Source organism: Clostridium sp. UBA7503 (assembly GCF_002477055.1).
GTDB classification, from domain to species: Bacteria; Bacillota; Clostridia; order Clostridiales; family Clostridiaceae; genus Clostridium_J; species Clostridium_J sulfidigenes.
Window position 1 is genome coordinate 1 of sequence record NZ_DLNT01000032.1, and the last position, 2,971, is coordinate 2,971.

Genomic DNA, 2,971 nt, shown 5'->3' on the forward strand with positions numbered 1-2,971 from the left:
TGGTTCACTAGCTCAGTCGGTAGAGCACATGACTTTTAATCATGGTGTCCGGGGTTCGATCCCCCGGTGAGCCACCAAAAGCACTTCATAATGAAGTGCTTTTTTTATATATAAAATAATAAATTTAATTTATAATAATATGAGAAGTATCATTTTGGTATGGGGGGTAGAGAATGTATAATATATGTAAAGGACAACGAATTTATTTAAGAAATATAGAATTAGATGATGCTAAATTAGTTGCTAAATGGAAAGATGAAATAGTGATGAGAAAAATGTCCGTGGGATTAAATACAAATATAAGTTATGAAAACCAATTTCAAGACATTAAGCTTAGCATAGACGAAGGAGAAGAATTATACTTAATTATTGAATTAAAAGATAATAATGAGCCTATAGGATACATAAGAATAAATTGGTTAGATGAAAATAAAGAAATGGCTTGGCTTAGATTTGGATTAGGAAGTCGTAGGCAAGAGGGATATGCTAAGGAAGGATTAAAATTAATTATAGACTATTTATTTAGTATTGGAACTCATAGAATTGATGCAGAGGTGTTAATGTTTAACTATCCTAGTCAAGGAACATTAAGGTCAGTAGGTTTTCTTCATGAAGGAACAAGAAGACAAGCATACTATGATGGAAAAGAATATATTGATGTTTTTGTCTTTGGAATTGTAAAGGAATAAATAATGAAAATTAAGTTTTTATATAGGAGGAAAGATAAATGGTAATAGCTCAAGTAGAGATATTAACGAATAAATATATACAGATTATATTAAATAGTAAATTTTTTGAAGTGTGGAAGTCAATTGCAATAGGAGTAGGAATATTCGTATTGCTAATGTTCCTAAGAAATATATTTGCTAAATATATTATAAAGATATTAGATGGTATATTTAAAGCTTTAAAGATTAAAAGTGCTAGAAAAATATTGAGTGCATTTGAAAAACCTATAAAAATGGCATTTATAGTAATGGGTGTATACATATTTATGAGTATACTAAATTCATCAATGGGATGGAATATTAGCAGTATAATTAATAAATTATTAGGGACATCAATTATAGTATTATTTGCTAATGGATTAATTAACATTACTAATAATTCAGATGATTTTTTATTTAGAGCTACAGATAAATATGATATAAAAGTGAATACTGTATTAATACCTATGATGGCTAAAGGAATAAAGTATTTAATTATAGCTTTTGCAATTATACAAGTAGCAAATATTTGGGGGCTAGATGTAAATGCTTTTATAACAGGAATAGGTTTAGGGGGAGTTGTAATAGCTTTGGCAGCAAAAGATTTCGCAGCGAATATGATGTCAGGTGTCATAATATTTATGGATAATCCTTTTACAATAGGTGATTGGATTAAGTGTAAGGATATAGAGGGAATAGTAGAAGATATTAGTTTTAGAAGTACAAGAGTAAGAACTTTTGATAAAGTGTTAATAACAGTTCCTAACTCATTACTAGTAAATGATTCAATTTTGAACTTTAACAAGAGAGAGTTAAGAAGAGTAACTATGAATATAGGAGTAACCTATGATACAGCTACTGAGCAGCTTCAAAGGTGTGTTAGTAGCATAAAAGATATGCTAAAGAATCATGATGGAGTAGATAGTGAGAGCATTCATGTTAGCTTTAGTACATTTAATGAAAGTAGTTTAGACATAAGTATGTATTTTTTTATAAATAGAGTTGAATTCAATGAATATATGGAAATTAAAGAAGATATAAATTATAATATAATGAAAATTCTAAGTAATGAAGAAGTAAGTATTGCTTTTCCAACAAAAAGTGTGTATATAGAAAATAAATAAAAGGTTTAGGTAGTTCTTATTTGAATTACCTAAACCTTTTATTACTCATTTATAAAGTCAATAATTTCGTTGTATAAACTTCTTACACCATAATGCCAATTTTGATCAGCAGAATACTTTCTATTAATCCATACTAAAGGATCGACACTATCAGGTCTATCCTTAGATAGATTTATAATTGTACGACAAGCAATTTCTGATGCATCTACAATATCAGTATTATAACTTTGCCAGCTACAAAATACATTATAAGGATTGTTAGCTATTTTAGTAGCACTTACATGATCTTGAGGAACAAAACTTTGTTCTTGACCTGTAATAGCAAATAGCAGTATAGGATTAATATTAAAATCTCTACTAACTTCTATTATGGATGAAAGATAAGGTTCATCCTTAAGTATAGAAGATCTACTAGCTAAATAAGATTTTAGTAAGTTTTCATCTATAACTTTATATTTAAACCAATCAGGTAAATGCATAGTTTGGTTTATCGCTTCTTCACTTACTTGATTATTATGATACAAATTTTTATATTTTTGCTGAGACTTTTGTATAGAATAAGAATTATATTCAGAATTATATTTTGAAAGTTCAGTGTTTAATGTATTAGAGTTATTAACTCTATAAGTTATAGATAGAGTATTTATTGATTTTATGTCACTATTGATTAATTTTGTATTTTTATTAGCTGTATTTTGTCTTTGCTCTGTGGTTGATAAATTAATAAGTTGTAATACTAATATAAATATAACAACTAGAGGAATAAAACTTTTTTCTTTCTTCTTCATAAATTTAATCACCATATTTCCCAAAATTTTTATTAATAATTATAATCTGTCCAAAAAAAAAATAAATATTCAACTTATATATTTTTAAAAAGGTAAGAGGTAATTAATTTTAGACAATTGTAATTATTCATTTATACTTATACCAATAAACAATATAAGTAAATGAATGATATAAATGTATAAATATAATTAATAGATTAAATAAACAAATCCTAGTGTATCAACATTAGGATAAGGTAGCATTTAAATGAAAATAGAAGATATATAAGGATAATTTTATGTAAAAAGAATATTAAGTGGATTTTACAAGAATAAATCATGATAAGATAAGTCTTGTCGCTGAGAGATGCGG

Annotated in this window: 3 protein-coding genes and 1 tRNA gene; 3 read left to right on the forward strand and 1 reads right to left on the reverse strand. The window is 26.5% G+C overall.

The window, feature by feature from the left end; translation table 11 throughout:
* Position 1: 1 nt before the first annotated feature.
* From B3630_RS09400 to B3630_RS09410, 3 genes are all read left to right on the forward strand, one after another.
* Positions 2 to 77 (forward strand) — tRNA-Lys (locus tag B3630_RS09400).
* Between the two features lie 96 nt (positions 78 to 173).
* On the forward strand, positions 174 to 689 hold the full coding sequence (locus B3630_RS09405; RefSeq protein ID WP_346897552.1) for a GNAT family protein: 516 nt from the start codon (positions 174 to 176) through the stop codon (positions 687 to 689).
* A gap of 38 nt (positions 690 to 727) precedes the next feature.
* Positions 728 to 1,831: a mechanosensitive ion channel family protein gene (locus B3630_RS09410; RefSeq protein ID WP_346897554.1), complete on the forward strand. Its 1,104-nt coding sequence runs from the start codon at positions 728 to 730 to the stop codon at positions 1,829 to 1,831.
* Positions 1,832 to 1,872: 41 nt separating this feature from the next.
* Here the strand turns inward: B3630_RS09410 and B3630_RS09415 are convergent, their stop codons facing one another.
* Complete coding sequence (locus B3630_RS09415; protein WP_346897556.1) at positions 1,873 to 2,619, reverse strand: hypothetical protein; 747 nt, start codon at positions 2,617 to 2,619, stop codon at positions 1,873 to 1,875.
* Positions 2,620 to 2,971 lie beyond the last annotated feature (352 nt).

Excerpts from the sequence above, each read along its gene's own strand:
- B3630_RS09405 (WP_346897552.1), top strand. The coding sequence starts at position 174 with ATGTATAATATATGTAAAGGACAACGAATTTATTTAAGAAATATAGAA.
- B3630_RS09415 (WP_346897556.1), bottom strand. The coding sequence starts at position 2,619 with ATGAAGAAGAAAGAAAAAAGTTTTATTCCTCTAGTTGTTATATTTATA.
- B3630_RS09410 (WP_346897554.1), top strand. The coding sequence starts at position 728 with ATGGTAATAGCTCAAGTAGAGATATTAACGAATAAATATATACAGATT.